Source organism: Streptomyces sp. NPDC059452, from assembly GCF_042750035.1.
Lineage (GTDB): Bacteria > Actinomycetota > Actinomycetes > Streptomycetales > Streptomycetaceae > Streptomyces.
In genome coordinates, this window is the sequence record NZ_JBHYVE010000006.1 from 166852 (window position 1) to 185334 (window position 18483).

At 73.1% G+C, this 18483-nt stretch carries 16 protein-coding genes; 5 read left to right on the plus strand and 11 right to left on the minus strand.

The features are described from left to right. Nucleotides 1–103: 103 nt before the first annotated feature. Nucleotides 104–1471 (minus strand): cytochrome P450, encoded by a 1368-nt coding sequence (locus ACFW9Z_RS11450; protein ID WP_384637924.1) that lies wholly within the window; start codon nucleotides 1469–1471, stop codon nucleotides 104–106. A gap of 417 nt (nucleotides 1472–1888) precedes the next feature. Here ACFW9Z_RS11450 and ACFW9Z_RS11455 point away from each other — a divergent pair, with 417 nt between their 5' ends. After that, complete coding sequence (locus ACFW9Z_RS11455; protein ID WP_384637927.1) at nucleotides 1889–2290, plus strand: hypothetical protein; 402 nt, start codon at nucleotides 1889–1891, stop codon at nucleotides 2288–2290. An 81-nt stretch (nucleotides 2291–2371) separates the two neighbouring features. Here the strand turns inward: ACFW9Z_RS11455 and ACFW9Z_RS11460 are convergent, their stop codons facing one another. From ACFW9Z_RS11460 to xylB, 5 genes are all read right to left on the minus strand, one after another. Then, on the minus strand, nucleotides 2372–3856 hold the full coding sequence (locus ACFW9Z_RS11460; protein ID WP_384637930.1) for an oxidoreductase: 1485 nt from the start codon (nucleotides 3854–3856) through the stop codon (nucleotides 2372–2374). 70 nt (nucleotides 3857–3926) lie between these two features. Further along, a complete protein-coding gene (locus ACFW9Z_RS11465) occupies nucleotides 3927–5507 on the minus strand; it encodes an aspartate:alanine exchanger family transporter (protein ID WP_384637933.1) in 1581 nt (526 codons plus the stop codon). Nucleotides 5508–5674: 167 nt separating this feature from the next. Further along, a complete protein-coding gene (locus tag ACFW9Z_RS11470) occupies nucleotides 5675–6532 on the minus strand; it encodes a hypothetical protein (protein WP_384637936.1) in 858 nt (285 codons plus the stop codon). Beyond that, entirely contained in the window at nucleotides 6532–7812 is a 1281-nt protein-coding gene (locus ACFW9Z_RS11475; protein ID WP_384637938.1) for a VWA domain-containing protein, read from the minus strand. The genes ACFW9Z_RS11470 and ACFW9Z_RS11475 overlap by 1 nt, the downstream gene beginning before the upstream one ends. Before the next feature lie 70 nt (nucleotides 7813–7882). Beyond that, nucleotides 7883–9364: a xylulokinase gene (xylB, locus tag ACFW9Z_RS11480; protein ID WP_384637941.1), complete on the minus strand. Its 1482-nt coding sequence runs from the start codon at nucleotides 9362–9364 to the stop codon at nucleotides 7883–7885. A 220-nt stretch (nucleotides 9365–9584) separates the two neighbouring features. Here xylB and xylA point away from each other — a divergent pair, with 220 nt between their 5' ends. Then, a complete protein-coding gene (gene xylA, locus ACFW9Z_RS11485) occupies nucleotides 9585–10775 on the plus strand; it encodes a xylose isomerase (RefSeq protein ID WP_384637944.1) in 1191 nt (396 codons plus the stop codon). A 105-nt stretch (nucleotides 10776–10880) separates the two neighbouring features. On the opposite strand, the gene ACFW9Z_RS11490 is transcribed toward xylA, so the two are convergent. From ACFW9Z_RS11490 to ACFW9Z_RS11505, 4 genes are all read right to left on the minus strand, one after another. Further along, nucleotides 10881–12128 carry an ROK family protein gene (locus ACFW9Z_RS11490; RefSeq protein WP_384637947.1) on the minus strand — a complete coding sequence of 416 codons (1248 nt, stop codon included), beginning with the start codon at nucleotides 12126–12128 and terminating at the stop codon, nucleotides 10881–10883. A 114-nt stretch (nucleotides 12129–12242) separates the two neighbouring features. Further along, on the minus strand, nucleotides 12243–12899 hold the full coding sequence (locus tag ACFW9Z_RS11495) for a DUF305 domain-containing protein (RefSeq protein ID WP_384637950.1): 657 nt from the start codon (nucleotides 12897–12899) through the stop codon (nucleotides 12243–12245). Beyond that, nucleotides 12896–13534, minus strand: a complete 639-nt coding sequence (locus ACFW9Z_RS11500) for a DUF3105 domain-containing protein (protein WP_384637953.1) — start codon at nucleotides 13532–13534, stop codon at nucleotides 12896–12898. The genes ACFW9Z_RS11495 and ACFW9Z_RS11500 overlap by 4 nt, the downstream gene beginning before the upstream one ends. 147 nt (nucleotides 13535–13681) lie before the next feature. Next, on the minus strand, nucleotides 13682–14113 hold the full coding sequence (locus tag ACFW9Z_RS11505; protein WP_384637956.1) for a hypothetical protein: 432 nt from the start codon (nucleotides 14111–14113) through the stop codon (nucleotides 13682–13684). A gap of 73 nt (nucleotides 14114–14186) precedes the next feature. On the opposite strand from ACFW9Z_RS11505, the gene ACFW9Z_RS11510 reads away from it, so the two are divergent. The 3 genes from ACFW9Z_RS11510 to ACFW9Z_RS11520 all read left to right on the plus strand — a co-directional run bounded on the left by ACFW9Z_RS11510 (nucleotide 14187) and on the right by ACFW9Z_RS11520 (nucleotide 17546). Further along, a complete protein-coding gene (locus ACFW9Z_RS11510) occupies nucleotides 14187–15053 on the plus strand; it encodes a phospholipid scramblase-related protein (RefSeq protein WP_384637958.1) in 867 nt (288 codons plus the stop codon). Nucleotides 15054–15171: 118 nt separating this feature from the next. After that, nucleotides 15172–17043: an FUSC family protein gene (locus tag ACFW9Z_RS11515; RefSeq protein ID WP_384637961.1), complete on the plus strand. Its 1872-nt coding sequence runs from the start codon at nucleotides 15172–15174 to the stop codon at nucleotides 17041–17043. Then, nucleotides 17040–17546: a MarR family winged helix-turn-helix transcriptional regulator gene (locus tag ACFW9Z_RS11520; RefSeq protein ID WP_384637964.1), complete on the plus strand. Its 507-nt coding sequence runs from the start codon at nucleotides 17040–17042 to the stop codon at nucleotides 17544–17546. The genes ACFW9Z_RS11515 and ACFW9Z_RS11520 overlap by 4 nt, the downstream gene beginning before the upstream one ends. A 20-nt stretch (nucleotides 17547–17566) precedes the next feature. Here the strand turns inward: ACFW9Z_RS11520 and ACFW9Z_RS11525 are convergent, their stop codons facing one another. After that, nucleotides 17567–18340: an IclR family transcriptional regulator gene (locus tag ACFW9Z_RS11525; RefSeq protein ID WP_384637966.1), complete on the minus strand. Its 774-nt coding sequence runs from the start codon at nucleotides 18338–18340 to the stop codon at nucleotides 17567–17569. Nucleotides 18341–18483: the final 143 nt, after the last annotated feature.

Here is an 18483-nt window from a genome sequence, read left to right on the forward strand (position 1 = left end):
TACCGACCGCCACCCGGACGTCTGGACTACGTGGCTTCCGCCGGCCGGCTGACGGCCGGGCGCCCGGCCCCTTCCCGGGGCCGGGCGCCCACCGGCGGACCGGTCACCGTACCCGTACGGTGGCCAGCACGTCCCGGTCCGGCTGAAGCGTCAGACTCGGTACGGGCTCGATGACGCCGGGGTCGACGTCCAGGTCGAAGCGGCGGGCCAGCACGGCCAGGATGAGGACCGCCTCCACCATCGCGAAGCGCGTACCGATGCAGACGCGGGGCCCGCCGCCGAACGGGAACCACGCGTACTCCGCGATCTCATCACCCCTCTCCGCGTCCCAGCGCTCGGGCCTGAACTCCTCCGGCTCCGGGAACCACCGCGCGTCACGGTGTGTGGACCACTGGCTGGTCCACACCCGGGTCCCCTCCGGAATCGGCAGCCCGCCGATCCGCGCACCCTCCTTCGCCACTCCGGTGATCAGCCAGATGGTGGGATACAGCCGCAGGGTCTCCTTCACCACGGCCTGGGTGTACGTCAGTTGGGCGTAGTCGTCGAAGCCCGGCTCCCGGTCGCCGAGGACCCGGTCCAGCTCCCCGGCGAGGACCTCCCGGACCCGGGGGTTGCGGGCGAGCAGGTACCACGCCCACACCAGCGTCGAACTCGTCGTCTCGTGACCGCCGATGTACAGCGTGACCGTCTCGTCACGGATCTCCTCGTCGCTGAGCCGTGTCCCGCTCTCGTCGACGGCGGTGAGCAACCGGCTGAGCAGGTCCGGGCGTTCGGTCTCACCGTCGCGGTGCCGGGCCACCACCCGCCCCACCTCGGCGTCGATCACCGCGGCGGCCTTCTTGATCCGCGCCCGGCCGGGGGTCGGCACCCAGTCGGGCAGCAGCGCCCCGATCCCGGCGAACTCCTTGCCGATCTCCATCTGGGCGACGTCCATGGCCCGGCCCATCGCCTCCGAGTCCGCCGGGGTGTCCACGCCGAAGATGGTGCGCACCGCGATCTTCTGCGTCAGGGCCGCCATCTCCCGCTTGACGTCGACGCGTTCACCGTCCGACCAGGCGTCGGCCAGCTCCACCGCGGAGGACGCCATGGTGGCCGCGTACGACTTGACCTGCTTGGGCCGCACCGAGGGCTGGACCAGCGACCGTTTACGCCGCCAGTCCCGGCCCCGCGCCACGATGATCCCGTTGCCCATCACCGAGCGGAAGGCGACCCCGAGCCGGGGCTGGTCGAAGGAGTGCTCCGTCTCGGTGAGCAACTCGCCTATGCAGTCCGGGTCGGCGAGAAACACGCAGCGGTTGCGCCCGAACCGCCAGCGCACCATGTCCCCGTGTCCCCGAAGGAGTTCGAAGAAGGCGAGCGGGTTCTTCGCGAACCGCGGCAGGTTCCCCAGCAGCGGCAGCCCCTTGGGCCCCGGTACGAGCGCATGGCCGCGGGCCGGGGTGTCGAGCGCCGGGCCGGTCTGCGTGGACATCGAAGGACTCCGCTCCCTGGGGCGCGCCACGGGCGGCGCGCAATCGTTCGAACCCATCGAACGCGATGGGTCGGCACCCCGCCAGGACGTCGGACCGCCGTGGCCGGAATCCGTCATCAGCCTTGTGGGGCAGGTGAGTTGCCGAGCGTAGCCGCAGGAGCTGCCGGATTCGAAGTGCCGAGGAGGTCGGCCCACTCCTGGGGACGTACAGAGCCTGGCCGGATCAGGGCTCGACAACCGGTACGGGTCGGCGGACCATGCGCGTATACGCGTGAGCTACGGGGGATGAGTATGAGTGGCGCGGGAGATCCGGACGGCTGGGCGTCGGCGGGTCGCTCCAGGGCGAGCGGCAACCCACCCGGTGGGGCCTCAGGCGGTTACGGCGGGATGATGCCCCCGCCGGTCAGGAACCTGCGCGTGCTGCTGACCGTCCTCGGCGGGGTGCAGGCCGTCGTCGGACTGGGGCTGTTGACCAACAGTGTGGCCGTCGCGACGGCCATCTGGGGCGAGGGTGACGCGTCGACCCCGTGCTGCACGACTCCGGGCGAGGACCACGCGGGGATCATCATCTTCGTCGGGGTGCTCGTGCTGGCGATCGCCGCCTGGGGCATCCTGACGGCCCTCAAGTTCCCCGCACGCCAAGCCGCTGTGCGCCTCTCCGCCGTTGCTTACGGCTGGACCGCACTGGCCTTCACCTGGGTGCTCTTCCAACTGCTGCCCATGCTTGCCCTGGGGATCGCCTGGGTGGTCGTGGTGATCTTTTCCCTGGTCCGCGCGAGTCAGCCGGAGTCCCGGGCCTGGTTCAGCGAGCGTGCCTGACCTGATGACCTGATGACCTGATGACCTGATGGCCGGGGGCCGGGGGACTGCCGTCACGGGCCGTGTGAGCGCCGGGGTGGGTCAGTTTCTGTTCAGGGTGCGGGACACACCGGCGACGACGGCTGTGGTGAGGAGCCAGCCGGCGGCGATCAGGAGGTAGGCCAGCCACTGGGTTGTTCCGGTCCAGTGCCAGGCGCTGCGCTGGCCGAAGTCGCCGATGGGGAAGAGCAGGTCGACGGTGTAGATGAGCGCGTTGAACGGGTCGCCCTCCCCGTCCTTCGTGCGGACCGGTGAGCGGGTGCTGAACACCAGGCTGCCGAGCAGGCAGAGCAGGGTCATCCACAGGGCGGCCAGCCAGGGCCGGTAGCCGTAACCGACGGCGCCGTCGAGCAGATATCCCCACACCCGCCCGGGCGCGCGCAGGGTGCCGCGGCGGTGGCGCTGCTTCTCCAGCAGCACCCTGCGGGCGTCGTCCTCATGGCCCGCCTGGCGGTAGCAGGCGGCGAGCTGTTCGTACGGCTGCGGGGTGTAGCCGGGGTTCCGGCGGAGCCAGGCCAGGCGGTGGGTCACATCTTTCTGCGAGGGGGTCCCCTCGGAGCGGAGGGAGCCGTAGACGAAGCCGTCCAGCCGCACCTCCTCCGGCCAGCTCCGCTCACGGTCGAGCAGGACGGTTGCCCGGGCGCCCTGCAGGTCCACCGCTCCCGCAGGCTGTGCGGCGAGGCCGAAGTCGAAGGTTCCCACCTGCATCCCGACGCCGAACAGCGCCGTGCCGCTGCCGCCGAGGGTGGCTCCCTCAAGGGTCAGCAGGTCCGATATCTGCGCACCCCGCAGCCGCAGGGTCCCGGTTGCGCCGAAGCCACCGGACAGGTCCACCACCGTGGTCGTCACATTGTCCGCGACCAGCGCCTCACCATCGGGGTTCTCCACGCGGGCGCCCTGCATGAACAGGCCACCGGGCAGTTGTGCGCCCACCAGCCGCACCCCGCCCCGCGCGGTGAAGCCGTTCCGGCAGAAGACGGCACCGCCCATGACCAGGCCGCCCGCGAAGACCGCCCACCGCCTGGACGCCGATATCCGGGCCCCGTTCAGGAGCAGCTCCCCGGCCACATGGGCGTTGATGAGGGAGAGACAGTTCGCCTCCATCACGGACCCGCTCAGATCGAGATGGCCATCGACACGAGCCAGTCCGCCGTCCACGCCGGGGACCCAGCTGCCCGTGATCCGGATCGTCCGCGTCGAGGCCGCCGAGAAGCCGACCGCCTGCTCCAGGCGGCATTCCTTCAGCCAGAGCAGATGGCTGATCTCCGCACCGGCCAGATCGAGGTGTCCGGTGATCCGTGCGCCGGCCAGGCGCAGGGAAGCGACGCTGCCCGACAGCTCCGTGTTGCCGCCCAGCAGAAGGGCGGCCACGACCTCGGCGCGGACCGTGCGCTCGGCCCCCCACCGCGCCCCTCCGGCGGGATCGTCGTCCTCGGGCACTCCGGTGCGCAGGTCCACCCACCGCCCTTCGGGGAAGGAGTCCCACAAGGCACGTTCGGTCGCGGTCAGTTCGCCGTAGGTCAGCACCGGTACAGGCTACGACCGCTTCATGGCTGCCGCGTACGGCTGCAATGATCAGGCCGTCACGGGGCAGCCCTCAGAGGCCCACGATCAGCTGGATGCAGACGATCTTGACCAGGATGGCCAGCGCGAAGAGCGTCGAGTAGCCGTTGTTGATCCGGCTGTCGCTCGCCCGGCTGTTCGCGTACGCCACGATCGCCGGGTTGCCCACATAGCCCGACAGCAGCCCCATCGTCCGCTCCCGGCTCTGCCCCAGCGCCTTGGCGACCAGCACCATCAGCGAGTAGCTGACCACCGCACCGATGGCCAGCACCGCCACCAGCTTCAGGCCGAAGAGCGAGAAGGCGTTCTCGCGGAACGAGTAGCCCGAGGTCAGCCCCACCACGGCGAGGAAGAGCAGCAGGCCGATCTGGCGCAGGGTCAGGTTGGCCCGGGTCGGCAGGGTCCAGACCAGGGGCCCGGTGCGGCGGCGCCACCCCAGGATCATGCCCATCACCAGCGGTCCGGCTCCGGTGCCGAGGGCGAGGGTGGTGGAGCCCAGGGTGAGGGAGGGGATGCCGATCAGGAAGCCCAGTGCGAGGCCGAGGCCCAGGCTGACCGCGCTCACCTCGCTGACCTTCGCCTCCGTGTCGCCCAGGTACGTCGTGACCTCGCCCGTCCGCTCGCGCGGCATGACCACCCGGACGCGGTCGTCGAGCTGGAGCAGCAGATCGTCGTGGGCGAGCATGTCGAAGTCCCCGCGCCGCACGCGGCTGACCACGGCCCCGTACTTCTCGCCCAGGCCCAGTTCGGCCACCGTGCGCCCGGCCAGGTCGGGGTTGGTGAGCAGGACCCGCCGGTAGTCCACCGTGGAGCGGTCGTCCAGGAGGTGATGGGGCGCCTGTGTCCCGAGCGCCCGCGTCGCCGCCCGTACGTCGTCCTCGCCGCCCACCAGGACGACCTGGTCACCGGGGGTGAGGCGGTCCAGCTCCCGGGCGACCCGCGAGGTGGCCCCGGCGGGGCGGTACACACTGGCCAGCACTCGGTGCGCGGCCACCCCGGGGACCTCGGCCCAGCGGGTTTCCCGGGCCACCAGGACCGTACGGGTGATGAGGGTGGAGGGGAGACCCGAGCCGGGGTCGCGGCGGGCCACCCAGGTGCGGCGGGCCGCGACGGCCGAGACGAACATGATCGTGATGACGACGGCGAGCGGGTAGCCGATGGCGTACCCGACAGCGGGCTGGGCCGGGTCGGCCGAGGCGTCCTGGGCGGCGGCCAGACCGGGGGTGGTGGTCCCGATGCCCGCGTAGCCGCCCGCCAGGAACGGGCCGCTGATGCCGAACCAGCCGTGCCCGACGAGGCCGACCACCACCGCCGTGACGGCCAGGGCCACCACGGCCCCCGCCATCACCGCGAGCTGGCCGCGCAGTTCACGGAAGAACGAGGGGCCCGACTCCAGGCCGACCGTGTACACGTACAGGGCCAGACCCAGCGCCGAGACCCCGGCGGGTACGGCGGCGGCGATGTCCTCGTCCAGCGCGCCCACAAGCAGGCCGACGAAGAGGACACCGGCCGCCCCCAGCCTCACCGGGCCGAAGCGGACCAGGCCGAGCAGCGCACCCAGCGCGATCACCGCGAACACGGTCACCCAGGGGTTGTCCGCGAAGAACTGCCACACCGGCCGTGCCTCCCCGTCTCGAAGCGGTCCCGTTCAGGATCTTCGAGGGGCGGGGAGGCTGCCAGTCGGCGACACCCCTGGACGGGCCGTCAGGCCCCGACCGTGGGCCCGGGAGGCGCGGCCGCAGGCCTCCCGGACCCTGTACGGAAAGCGCGGCCGCGGCTCTCTCAGACCCCGTGCGGTACGTGCGCCGGGCGGCCCCGGCCCCGCGTCAGCGAGTAGCCGAACACGGCCGCGAGCGCGGCGAGCACCCCGCCGCCGACCGTCCACAGCCAGCGGCCGGTCCACCAGCCGGAGGCCCAGCCGTCCTCCGGATCGGCGGCCGTCGGGGCCTTGGGCGCCGCCGAAGCGCCCGCGTCACCCGCCGAGGCGATCGAAACGCCCGGCACCAGCGGCTCGGCGAGCGTGCCGTCCACGTGGTGGGCGCCGCCCTGGTCCACCGAGTCGGCCCGCACCTCGGCCTCGAACGGCAGCCCGAGCTCGTCGGCCGGGAGGTTCACGACCGTCAGCCGCACGTAGTAGCTGCCCGGCAGCGGGTCGTTGGCCCACGGTTCGGACCAGGACCGTACGGTGCGCAGCACACAGGACAGCTCGACCGCCGACGCGTCGGCCACCGCCTTCCTGGTCTGGTGGCCGTACTGGCACGCCTGGCGGCGGCGCAGCCCGTCGTACACGTCGATCTGCCAGGTGGAGCCCGAGCGCTTCGCCTCGTCCTGCGGCAGCTTGACCGTCGCTCGGACGGTGGCGCGCTGGCCGATGTCGGCGGGGAACACCCAGTACAGGTAGTCGCCCGCCGACGCCTTCGCGCTGCCGGTCTGGCCCTGCTGGAGCGGGGTCGCCGTGCGGAAGGTGGTGCCCGCCTCGGTGGGTCCCGAGCCCTCGTCACCGGGGCTCGCGCTCGCCGACGGGCCGTCGGCCACGGCCGCGCCCGCCGAGGTGAACAGGGTCAGCCCGGCGAGCAGCGCCCCGGCGAACGCGCGCCGCGCGGTGCGGGGACGGGAGCGGCGGGATGTCGTCGTCACCATCAGTGGGTCCTCCATACGGCGATGCGCCAGCGCGTGAGCCAGCCGGTCAGCAGACCCGCGACCAGTCCGGTCAGGACGAGGACGCCGAGCAGCCACCAGCCCCGGCCCAGGCCGAAGGCCGCCACGTCGGACGCCCGGTCCGGTCCGTCCACCAGGTCCACGGTCAGCTCGACCGGCAGACCGGGCGACCTCTTCACCGAGGCGGGCGCGGAGAAGGAGTTGGCGAGCTGGAGGCATACGGTCTCGGCGGCGGGCTTTCCGCTGCCGTCGTCGCCGTCCGCCACTTCGGCCTTCGGGTAGCGCAGGCCGGACGAGATCACATCCGTACGTCCGGTGCCGGACTCCGAGCCCCGGACGATCTCGCGGCCATGGACCGTCACCGCGCGCAGCAGCACGCCGTAGTCGTTGTCGACGGCACGGTCCGCCGCCACGCTCGCCGAGGCGCGCAGCTCCTGGCCGGGCAGCACGTCGACCCGGTACCAGCGGTGTTCGCCGATCTTCTCGCGGTCGGTGTAGAGGCCCGGCTCCAGCTTGGGCGCGGCGGCGCAGCTTGCCGCCCCCTCGGTCGCCACCGGGGTGACCGTCGGCTCGGCCGCCCGCTCCACCAACTGCGTGACGCGGCGCGAGAGTTCGTCCTTGTGCTGGACGGCGGTGTAGGTGCCGCCGGTGGCGTCGGCGATGCAGGTGAGCTGCTGTCGGATCTTGGCGTTGGGCACCAGGCCGAGCGTGTCGATGACCAGGTGGGTGCCGCGCGCGGCGATCTCCCGGGCCACCTCGCACGGGTCGAGCGGACCGCAGGTGTCCTCGCCGTCCGTGATGAGGACGATCCGGCGGGTGCCGTCGCCGCCTTCGAGATCGTCGGCCGCGCCGAGCAGCGCGGGGCCGATCGGGGTCCAGCCGGTGGGGGCGAGGGTGGCGACAGCGGTCTTGGCCTCGGTACGGTCCAGCGGGCCGACCGGGTAGAGCTGCCTGGTGTCCTTGCAGCCGACCTTTCGGTCGTCGCCCGGATAGTCGGCGCCCAGGGTACGGATGCCGAGGTGGACCTGTTCGGGAACCGCGTCCAGGACGTCGTTGAACGCCTGCTTGGCGGCGGACATCCGGGACTGGCCGTCGATGTCGCGGGTGCGCATGGAGCCGCTGACGTCAAGGACCAGCTCGACCTTGGGGGCGGGGGGTGCGGGTGGTCCGTCGGCGGCGGCCGGGAGCGCGGAGCCGAGTCCGGCGGCCAGGGTGGCGAGCGCTATGCACACCCCGGTCGTCAGCCGTTTTCTTGTGATCATCGCCGGATCTTATGGAAAATCAGTTGGTATTCCCAACTGGGGTCGTCGGCAACCGGCGTCGGTCCGCCCGTCAGCCGCCGAGCAGTGGCGCAGAGGCCCGGTCCAGCACCGAGGTGACCCGCTGCCAGGTCTCCATGTCCCGCTCCCGCGCGTCGAGTTGGTGTCCCGTGTCGCCCGCGCCCCAGGAGGTCGCCAGCGCCACCGGGTCCCCGCCGCCCGCTGCGGAGGCGGCGAGCGCCGCCGCGCCGAGGGCCACCAGCTCGCCGCCCGCCGGGATGACGAGCGGGCGGCCGGAGAGTCGGCGGACCGTCTCCACCCAGCTTCGCCCCTGCGCCCCGCCGCCGATCAGCCGCAGCGGGCGGGCGGCCACCTCGGGGGCGTCGGGATCCAGGCCGCAGGCCCGTAGCAGCGTGTCCAGCGCCCGCAGGACGGTGACGGCCGCGCCCTCGTAGGCGGCGCCGAGGAGTTGCTGCGGGGTGGTGTCGTGGCGCAGGCCGGTGAGGAGGCCGGAGGCGGTGGGCAGGTCGGGGGTGCGTTCGCCGTCGAGGTAGGGCAGGAGTACGGCTTCGCCGCCGGGGGCCGTGTCCTCGCGGTGCAGGCCGAGGAGGGTGGCGACCTTGTCCACGGCGAGCGTGCAGTTGAGGGTGCAGGCCAGCGGGAGGCACGTACCGTCGGCGGCGGCGAACCCGGAGAGCGCCGGGTCGGTGGAGCGGGTACGGGAGGCGGCGAAGACCACGCCCGAGGTGCCGAGGGAGAGGACCGGGTGGTCCAGCAGCCCGGACCCGCCCAGCCCGAGGCCCACGGCCGCGCTCATGTTGTCGCCCGTCCCCGCCGCCACCGCGATGCCCGGGGGCAGCCCCAGCGCCTCGGCCGCCGCGTCCGTGAGCGAACCGATCCGGGTGGCCCCGGTGGGCGCGACCTCGGGGAGGAGGGCCGGGTCCAGGCCGAGGAGGTCCAGCAGTTCAGGGTCGTACGCGCCGGTCGCGGTGGCGTACCAGCCGGTGCCGGAGGCGTCCCCGGGGTCGGTCGCGGCGGTGCCCGCGAGGCGTTCGGTCAGGAAGTCGTGCGGCAGCCGCACACCCACGGCGGCCTTCGCCGCCTCGGGGTCGTTCTCGCGCAGCCACTGCCACTTGGCGGCGGTGATCGAGGCCACCGGCACCGAACCGGTCCGCGCGGTCCAGGCGCCGGGCCCGCCGAGCGCGGTGGTGAGGGCGGCGGCCTGCGGGGCGGAGCGGGTGTCGTTCCACAGCAGCGCGGGCCGCAGCGGACGGCCCGAGCGGTCCACCACGACGAGCCCGTGCTGCTGTCCGGCCACCGCGATGCCGGTGACCGAGCGGGCGGGCAGCCCTGACTCCTTCAGCCCGGTCACCACCGCGTCGCCCAGCGCCCGCCACCAGATCTCCGGATCGCTCTCCCGGGCGCCGCCCTCCCCGGTCACGACGTGCGGGGCGCGACCCACGGCGAGCTGCTCACCGGTCACGGCGTCGATCACGGCGGCCTTGGTGGACTGGGTGGAGCTGTCCACGCCGATGACGACGGTACGTGACGACATGGGCGGCCTCTTTCGGGTGGCGAGGTGGGGCTCATTCGGCTGTGCCGCGAACAAATTACGTGATCCACGGCCCGGGCAACAGGCCCCCGGCCCGCTCGCCTTCAACCAGGGGGTTACGCCGGGCGGAGGCCGTGTGCATGATTAGTCATGACAGTAAACAAATAGGGTGCCGGGCGCGCGGCCTCGGCTCCCGACGGCAGGCGAAGGCGGTCGGACGACGATGACGGAACGCTTCACCCCCACCTCCGGGGACAGGTTCACCCCCACCCCCGAGGACAGGTTCAGCTTCGGTCTGTGGACCGTGGGCTGGCAGGGCCGCGACCCCTTCGGTGATGCCACCCGCGCGGCCCTCGACCCCGTCGAGTCCGTACAGCGGCTGGCCGGACTGGGCGCCTGGGGCGTCACCTTCCACGACGACGACCTGATCCCCTTCGGCTCGACGGAGACGGAGCGCGAGGCGATCGTCAAGCGGTTCCGGCAGGCGGTCGACGCGAGCGGGCTCGTCGTGCCCATGGTGACGACGAACCTGTTCACCCACCCGGTCTTCAAGGACGGCGCTTTCACCGCCAACGACCGGGACGTACGCCGTTACGCGCTCCGCAAGACCCTGCGCAACATCGACCTCGCCGTCGAACTCGGCGCCACCACCTTCGTCGCCTGGGGCGGCCGCGAGGGATCGGAGTCCGGCGCGGCGAAGGACGTCCGCCTCGCCCTGCACCGGCTGAAGGAGGCCTTTGACCTGCTGGGGGAGTACGTCACCGAGCAGGGCTACGACCTCCGCTTCGCCATCGAGCCCAAGCCGAACGAGCCGCGCGGTGACATCCTGCTGCCCACGATCGGCCACGCCCTCGCCTTCATCGAGCGCCTGGAGCGCCCCGAGCTGGTCGGCGTCAACCCCGAGACCGGCCACGAGCAGATGGCCGGGCTCAACTTCCCGCACGGCATCGCGCAGGCGATGTGGGCGGACAAGCTCTTCCACATCGACCTCAACGGCCAGTCGGGCATCAAGTACGACCAGGACCTCCGCTTCGGCGCGGGCGACCTGCGCCAGGCGTTCTGGCTCGTCGACCTGCTGGAGAGCGGCTACGAGGGCCCGCGCCACTTCGACTTCAAGCCCCCGCGCACCGAGGACCACGACGGCGTCTGGGCCTCGGCCGCCGGGTGCATGCGCAACTACCTGATCCTCAAGGAGCGTACGGCGGCCTTCCGCGCCGACCCCGAGGTGCGGGCGGCGCTGCGGGCCTCCCGCCTGGACGAACTGGCCCGCCCGACGGCGGGGGACGGCCTCGCGGCCCTGCTCGCCGACCGCACGGCGTACGAGGAGTTCGACGTGGCCGGTGCCGCGACCCGCGGGATGGCCTTCGAGGCGCTGGACCAGCTGGCCATGGACCATCTGCTGGGGGTGCGCTGACGGTACGGGGGTGTGGCCCGGCTCCTGGAGAGGCGCCGGGCCGGTGCCTCACGCCCCGGGCGCCGCGGGGCCGGTGTCCCGTACGCCCCCTTGGTCGCCCCCGCCTCACACCCCCGACGGCTCCGCGTACGCCACCGGGTCGTCCAGCACGTCCTGCACCACCAGCGCCGCCGCGCCCCGTGCCGCGTCCCCCGCCACCGATGAGGCGCGGAGCCGACCGCTGTCCCGGGTCCAGAGCCCCGACACCACCCGGCCGGCCAGCTCCTCGTCGGCGGGCGGTGCCAGCCACGGCATCAGGCCCCGGTAGATCCCGCCGAGCACCACCGCGTCCGGGTCGACCAGGTTCACCGCCCCCGACACCACCCGGCCCAGCATCCGCCCCGCCCCGGAGAGCGCGGCCACCGCCCGTTCGTCCCCGGCCCGCGCGCGCCGCTCCAGCTCCACCACTCCACCGCCGCCCCCGGCCCCCTCGACCCAGGCCGTCCGCAGCAGCGCCGTCTGTCCGGCGTACTGCTCCAGACAGCCCCGGGACCCGCACCGGCACTCCGGCCCGTCCGGGTCCACCACCACATGGCCGATCTCCCCGGCGAACCCGTGCGCACCGCGCAACAGCTCACCGTTCAGCACGAGCGCGCCGCCGACCCCGATCTCACCGGTCAGATACAGGAAGCTGCGTACGTCACCGAGGCCGCCGAACCACAGCTCGGCCAGCGCCGCGAGATTGGCCTCGTTCTCCGAGGCGACCGGCAGCGCCCGGTGGCCGGGGCGCAGCGTGGCGAGCGCGTCCGCGAACAGCTCCTGTGCCGGGACCTCGTTCCAGCCGAGGTTGGGGGCCTGCCGTACCGCTCCGCCGGAGACCAGACCGGGCAGCGCCAGCGTGGCGCCCACCGGCCGCAGCTCCTGCTCGCGCGCCGAGTCCAGGGTCCGCGCGGCGATCCGGGCGGCGCGGGCGAGGACCTCCTCGGCGGACGTGCCCCGGTTGTCGAGGTGTTCGGTCTGCCGGACCCGGCCGGTCCCCGCGAGGTCGACGACGCAGACCGAGACGTAGTCGATGTTGATCTCCACGCCGAGCCCGGCGGGACCGGTGCGGGCCACCTTCAGCGCGGTGCCGGGGCGCCCGGCCTGCCCGCTGAACGTCTTGCCCGACTCGGTGAGGAAGCCGCTGTCCATGAGCTGCTCGACGAGCGAGGAGACCGCGGCCCGGGTCAGTCCGACCCGGGCGGCCACTCCGGCGCGGGTCGCCTCCCCGCTCTCGCCCTCGTCCCGCACGGCTCGCAGTACCAGGCTCAGATTGTGCCGCCGCACGGTGTCCTTGTCGGCCTTGGGCCCCAGCGGAGTGAGGATGCTCTTCATATCGTCGCCGAGCCTATGTGATGCCGGGCACCACGGGCAGTACGGCGGGGGCGGCCCCCTCCCGGAGACCCCGGGAGGATCCGGGAACGTCCGGGGAGCGGGGCCGCCCCGCACTCACGGCTTGGCGCCCCGGGCCTTCAGCATGTCCGTCATCAGCCCGATCTCGGACTCCTGGCCCTTGACCATGCCCTGTGCCAGGTTCCGGATGACGTCCGTCCCGGCCTTCTCGACGCCCGCCTGAGCCATGTCGACACCCGCGCGGTGGTGCACGGTCATCAGCCGCAGGAAGAGCACCTCGGCCTTCTTGCCCTCGGCGGCCTTCAGCGCGTCGAGTTCGGCGTCGGTGGCCATGCCGGGCATCAGCGAACCGTCGTCGGTCGGCTCGAAGGCGTGCCCCATCCACGCCATCGGCGGCTCGGCCGAGCTCTTGGGGAGACCCCACTGCTCCAGCCAGCCCAGCATCATGCCGCGCTGGTTGGCCTGGGTGTTGATGATGTCGTACGCCAGCCGCCGCACGTCCTCGTCGTCGGTGCGGTCGCGCACGATGAACGACATCTCGACCGCCTGCTGATGGTGGATCATCATGTCCCGGGCGAACCCGGCGTCCGCCGACTCCTCCGCCGGAGCGGACAGCGCCGCCCTCCCGGACGGGGAGGCCGCGGACGGCCGTACGACCATCAGCACCACCAGCCCCACCGCCAGCAGCAGCACGGCGGCGCCCGCGAGCACCATCCGGCGGGTGGCGGGCCCGGGGCTCGTCAGGGCGGTCACTTGTCGCGCCCGCCCGTGCAGGCGGCGCCCGGCTCGGGCGTCTGCGGGCCCTGCACGTACTTGCTGAAGAACTGCCCGACGCGGGAGTCCGAGGCGTCCTTCACCGTGACCTGCTTCCCCCACGCACTGAGCATCAGCGGGTCCTTCTGGTCCTTGACCGGGCTCATCAGGGAGTACGGGGTCTTCTTGACCTTCTCCGTGAGCGTCTTGATGTCGGCCTCCGAGGCGTCTTCGTTGTACGTGACCCAGACGGCACCGTGCTCCAGGGAGTGGACGGCGTTCTCGTTCGGTATCTCCTCGGTGTAGACGTCCGCGTTGCAGTTCATCCAGACCTGGCTGTGGTCACCCCCGACGGGCGGGGTCATCGGGTAGTCGACCTTCGTCTCCACGTGGCCCTGCTTCAGGTCCTTCCACGTGCGCTCACCGGAGATGGGGCCACTGGCGGCCTTCTCCTTCTCGTTCGCCTGGTACACCAGGTAGCCGCCTCCGGCGACCAGCGCGGTGACCACGGCGACCGACGCGCCGATGGTGAGGAGACGGCCCCGGCGCTCACGGGCGCGCTCCTTGCGGCGGGCCTCTTCGAGCTTGGCGCGGCGGACGGCGGCGGGGGAGTTCTGGTTCTTGGCGGCAGCCATGAAAGGTCCTCGTCGTTCAGCGGATGCTGCGGACGCATCCGGTCGATGCAGGGATGGGTCGATACAGGGGTGGGGAGGGGAAACAGGGCATACGGGCGGCCGCCCCCGGACTCCGGCACGAGGCGCGGAGGGGGAGCGGACCCGGCTCTAGATCCGTTGAACCTGAAGACGCAGCTGATCGACGGAGTGGGCACCGTCGTGGGCGGGCCCCCGGATGGCGGCCGTCCCGGTCAGCGGGGCGACGGGACGGAGGGCCACGGGGGAGGGGAGCGCAACGGGGGCGGACGGCACCGGGAGCACGATGGCCGCCGAGTGGGTCGAGCCGCCGTGGCACGAGGTGCCGAGCCCCCGGTCGGCGGGGACGGCCATGACCATGCGTTCGACGGCCGCGTCGGGCACCGGAGTCAGTGTCCGTACGGGGGCGGGGCTCCCGGCGCCCACCGCCACGGGCGCGGCGGCGGCCGAGGCTGCGACCGAGCAGCAGAAGAGCACGGCGAGCAGGACGAACACCCAGCCCAGCGAGACGGGCACGCGTGAGCGGTACCGCTGCCGGTCGGTCCGAGCGCTCACCGTGGTCATGGCCCGTCATCGTAGTAGGTGTATGAAGATTCAAAGAATATGGGTCACTGGGCCTGCGGGATAGTGTGCCCCAGTGACCACGCAATCGAACATAGCCGCGGGCTGGTTCCCGGATCCTCATGGCGCGCCTCAGCTGCTGCGCTACTGGGACGGCAGCCAGTGGACCGGGCACACGCATCCCGCCGGCGGCCAGCAGCCCCCGGCCGCCGCGGGGCTCCCCGCCCAGCAGCCGGCCGCCCAGCAGTCGGTCGGGCAGCAGCCCGCCGGTCAGCAGCAGCCCGCCGGTCAGTATCCGGATCCGGTCGGCCACCAGGCCGCCGGTCAACAGCCCGTCTCCGGTGGCTCGCTCTTCGATCAGCCGGTCCTGGTGGTGAACCAGAAGGCCAAGCTGATCGAGGTGACGAACGAGTACCGGGTGTTCGACCAGCACGGTGCGACCGTCGGCTCGGTCGTCCAGGTCGGCCAGGGTGCGCTGCGCAAGGTGCTCCGCTTCCTCACCAGCATCGACCAGTACCTGACGCACCGGCTGGAGATCCGCGACGCGCACGGCCGGCCGCAGCTCCTGCTGACCCGCCCGGCGAAGTTCATCAAGTCCCGTGTCATCGTCCAGCGCCCCGACGGGCAGCCGGTCGGCGAGATCGTGCAGCAGAACGCGATCGGCAAGATCAATTTCGCGATGATGGCCGGGGGTGTGCAGGTCGGCGCGATCAAGGCGGAGAACTGGCGCGCCTGGAACTTCGCCATCGTCGACCAGCACGGCACCGAGATCGCCCGGATCACCAAGACCTGGGAAGGCCTCGCGAAGACCATGTTCACGACGGCCGACAACTACGTGCTCCAGATCCACCAGCGGCTGCCCGAGCCGCTGCTGAGCCTCGTCGTGGCCACGGCCCTGACGGTGGACACCGCGCTCAAGCAGGACGCCCGCGGCCTCGGCTGACCGTGCGCCACCTGGGACCGACCCGGCGCCGCCGCCCCTTCGGGGGTGGCGGCGCCCTGCTGTTCCCGCCTCCCCGCCGTCAGTCTTTTACGGGTGTAACACCTGCTAACGTGTATGGGTGAGTGATACACCTGTCCGCCCCGGGCGGCCCGCCGGCCGCACCTTCCCCCTGGTGGCCCCGCTCCGGCTCCAACGCCCCTCGGACATCTGGTTCAAGCCCGCGCTGAGCGTGGTCGTCGCCTCCGCCGTACCGCATCTGACGCTCCTGGCCGTCGGCCGGCTCGACCTCGTGATGTACACGATGGCCGGTTCGCTCTGTGCGCTGTACGGGCACGGCCTGCCGTACGCCCGGCGCGCCCGGACCGTGGCGGGCGTTGTCCTGGGCATGTCCGCCGGGCTCGCGGTCGCGCTGGTCACCGCCTCGCTCACACACTCCACCGCCGTGCTCGTGGCGGTCGGCGCGCTCCTCGCGGCCGCGCAGAAGGTCCTGTGCGACGCGCACCGGACCGGCCCGCCCGGCCAGGTGATCCTGACCTTCGTCAGCTCCGCCGCGCTGTTCGCCCCGCAGCGCCTCGGCCAGGTCCCGGCCCACCTCGCCCTGACCCTGGCCGCCGGGGCGGTCGCCTGGCTGGTCTGCGTCGGGCCCGCGCTGATCCGCCGGGAGGGGCCCGAGCGCCGGGCCGTCGCGCGGGCGCTCGACGCCGCCGCCGACTGCGTGGCCGACCCCGGGCCCCGTACGCGCCACGGGGCGGCCACCGCCGCGCACGCCGCCTGGCAGTGCCTGCTCGCCTCCGGCCGGCCCACGCCCGTACGGCGCGCCCTGGAACGGCTGGTGGCGCACGCCGAAGCGGCCACCGCCGGGGTGTGGCCTGGGCCCGGCCGGGCCTCGGGACCCCTCGGGCGAGGCGCGGCCGCCCCGGACCGGCTGCGATCCTGGGCCGCCCTGACCCGTGCCAGGGGCCCCGTCCCCGCACCGCCGCCCGCCCCCGGCACGGCCGACGAGCTGTACGGGTCCGGGGTCGAGCGGACCGAGCCGTACGGGATCAGAGCCGAGCGCACCGAGCCGTACGGGATCGAGGCCGAAGGTGCCGTCCTGCGCGGGCCCGAAGGCCGTCGCGCCGCACGCCGTGCCCTGCTGCGGAGCCTCGGCCCCGGGTCGCCCCTGCTGCCCGTCGCCGCCCGTACGCTCATCGGCTGCGCGCTCGCCGGTTACCTCTGCGCCGCCCTCGGTGTCGGCCGCCCCTACTGGGCCATCGTCACCGCCGCCTCCCTCTACCAGGCCAATGTCACCCTGACCTGGAACCGGGCCCTCCAGCGCACCCTCGGCAACCTCCTGGGCGTCCTCGTCTTCGCTGCCGTCCTGCCGCTCTCCCGTACCGGACCGCTCGCGCTCGTCCTGTGCTGTCTCTTCTTCGCCTTCGCCGCCGAGGCGCTGATCACCCGGAACTACTGGCTCGGCTCCGTCGCCGTCACCCCGATGGCCCTCCTGGTCCTGGAGTTCGGCGGCGCCCACCCGGCCGGGGAGCTGATCGGTGACCGGGTCCTGGACACCGTCCTCGGCGCGCTCGTCGGCTTCCTGGCCGCGACGCTCGTCACCAACCGGCGGGCGGCTGGGCGGGTGGAGCGCGCGTTGGAGGCCACCGAACGGGCCCGCACCGCCACCGAAAGGGCGTACGCCGAACGGGCCCGGGCCGCCGCCCGCCCCGAACGGGCCCACGTGGCCTCCGCCGAACGGCCCCCCGCCGCCTCCGCCGAGCTGGACCGGGCCCGCCGCGCACTGACCGCGAGCCTCGTCGAACTGCGCGAGGCCGCCGACACGGCGGCGGGGGAGTGGTGGCAGCGCGTCCTGCCCGAGCAGCGGCTTCTCGCGGCCGAGCGGGCCGGACACCGTACGCTCGCCGCTACAGCACAACGGCTGGGACCGCAGGTCCGCGCCCCGCAGACGCGGCGCGGCGGGGTGGTCCACGCCCTTTCGATCGGAGCGGAGTGACCGACGACATCGTTGCCTCGGTGGTGCGGCAGTGGAAGGCCGTCAACCCCGAGCTGGACACCGGACCGATGGAGCTCATCGGCCGGATCAACCGCTGTGCCGCGCTGCTCCAGCAGGCGGAGGACGCCCCGCTGCGCTCCGCCGGGCTGACCCGGCCCGAGTTCGACCTGCTCGGTGCCGTACGCCGTACCGACCGCGAGCTGACCCCGGGTGAGCTGGCCCGCGAGACCTTCTCCTCCGGCGCGGCCGTCACCAAGCGGCTGCGGGCCCTCCAGGAACGCGGCCTGGTGGACCGCCGGGGCGACGAGCGGGACCGGCGGGTCGCCCACGTCCGCCTCACCGAGGAGGGCCGCGCCCTGGTCGACCGGCTGCTGCCCGAGCAACTTGCGTACGAGCGGACCGTGCTCTCCGGACTCGACGAGCAGAGCCGGAGCGAACTCAGCACCCGGCTCAGCGCGTTGCTGGTGCAGTTGGAGGGGCGGATCGGCGGGGCGCGGCGCTGATCGGGGCCGTACGGGCGGGGTCATGGGCCAGGCGTCGGCCCGGACCGTACAAGCAGCGCCGCCGACTCCCGTAGCCGCTCCGCCCGTTCGGCCAGCGCGGCGTCGTCGGACCGGTCCGTCGGGGCCGCCGCCACCAGGGCCAGCCGGTCGCGCCAACTGGACCCGGCCAGTGATACGGCCACCGTGGTCATGCCCGGGACGGACGCGCCCCGGCTGACGGCGTGCCCGGTCCGGCGGATCAGGGCCAGCTCGTCCAGCAGGGCCGTCCGCGAGGTGAGCGTGGCCGGGGTGACCGGCTCCAGCTCCTCGTACGGATAGAGCGCGCACACCTGGTCCGCCGTCATCCGGGAGAGCAGCAGCTTGCCGCCCGCCCCCGCGTGGGCCGAACCCGTCCGCCCCAACTCCAGTGCCACGCGCACCGGATGGGCCGACTCGCGGCCGTCGGTGACGATGACCTGGTCGCCGATGAGCGCCACGCTCCACACCGTCTCGCCGGTCCGCCCGGCCGCGTCCGCCAGCACCGGCCCCAGCCGTTCGCGGGCCGCGCGGCCGAATCCGGCGGGCCGACCCAGCCGCACGAGCTCCGGCCCCGCCGCGTAGCCGCGCCCCGAGGTGTCCCGGATCGCGAACCCCCGGCTCTCCAGCGTGCTCAGCACCCGGTGCGCGGTGGACCGTCCGACGGAGAGCCGCTCGGCGGCCTCGGTGACCGTGAGGGTGTCATGGGTGAGGAAGAGCCGCATGGCGCGGAGCCCCGTATCCAGCGAAGCGATCGTGTAGTCACCCGTCCCCGTCATGCTCCCGCCCGCTTCCTCTCGTCACTCCGGGTATGCCGTCGGCGCCACCGCAGGGGTGGTGCCGACCGCCATGATTCCCGCTGCGGCACCGTGAGCGCCCGGGTTCGGCCGGTCCGGGAGCGGGTCCGTGGAAACGGCGGTTG